We start from the raw sequence: 1,220 nt of genomic DNA on the forward strand, positions 1-1,220 counted from the left end.
CTTTGTCGACCAGCGCCTGGATCGGCAGCTTCGACCCTTGAGCTTCCTCCACCATACGGATGATCTGCGACAGCACTGTGTTGCCGCCGACCGCAGTGGCGCGGATCGCGAAAGCGCCCTTCTGGTTGACCGTGCCGCCAACCACCTCGCTGCCGTGCTTCTTGGAGACCGGGATCGGCTCGCCGGTGATCATCGATTCGTCGACATAACTCTCGCCTTCGATGACCTCGCCGTCCACCGGGACGCGATCGCCGGGCCGAACCTCGACAATATCGCCGGAAACGACCGAACCGATCGGCAGGTCGACCGTCTTGCCGTCCCTGCGCACACGTGCCGTTTTTGCCTGAAGGCCGACGAGACGCTTGATCGCCTCGGATGTCCGGCCTTTGGCGCGCGCTTCGAGCAGCCGCCCGAGCAGGATAAGCGTCACGATCACCGCGGCGGCCTCGAAATAGACGTTTACCGTTCCGGCGGGGAGGAAGCCGGGCGCGAAGGTCGCCACCAGCGAATAGCCATAGGCGGCCAGCGTGCCGACTGCGACCAGCGAGTTCATGTCAGGGGCGAGCCGCCCAAGTGCCGGAAGCCCCTTGTCGTAAAAGCGAATGCCCGGAACGAACAGGACGATGGTTGTCAACACGAATTGGATGTACCAATTCGACTGCATGCCGATGGTCGAGGCGATCAGGTCATGCATGCCCGGGATGACGTGTGAGCCCATCTCCAGGATGAAGACCGGCACCGTCAGCACCGCTGCGAGGGTGAAATCTCGGGTCAGTTCGCGGCGTTCTGCTTCCTTCTTCGCGGCGCGATCATCGGTCTCTACTTGGGCGGCCCCGGATCCCGCCGCGATCACCTTGGCGTCATAACCCGCGTTTTCGATTGCTGCCACCACCACAGCGGCGTCGGCAGTTCCCTGGACCGTGGCCTTCTCCGTTGCGAGATTGACGACGGCGTTGGTGACGCCGGGCACGGCCCGGAGAGCCTTTTCGACACGACCCACGCAGGAGGCGCAGGTCATACCCTCGATCGCCACCTCAAGCGAGGCCGCCGCCGGCGCGGAGAAACTTTCCGGAACCTCATAGCCTACATCCTTCACGGCCTTGACGAGCGTGGCAGGATCGACCGCAGCGTTGGTGGTGATGCTCGCCTTTTCGGTCGCCAGATTGACGACCGCATCGGCGACGCCAGGCACGGCCTTGAGGGCTCTTTCGACACGACCT

Annotated in this window: 1 protein-coding gene; it reads right to left on the reverse strand. The window is 63.7% G+C overall.

Features of this window, described 5'->3' with window-relative positions; genetic code table 11:
• Positions 1-1,220: heavy metal translocating P-type ATPase (locus tag ABWW28_RS27575; RefSeq protein ID WP_353393015.1), on the reverse strand; the 1,220-nt coding region annotated here is incomplete at both ends.

Origin of the sequence: Brucella sp. NBRC 14130, from assembly GCF_040371715.1 — a bacterium.
Lineage (GTDB): Bacteria > Pseudomonadota > Alphaproteobacteria > Rhizobiales > Rhizobiaceae > Brucella > Brucella intermedia.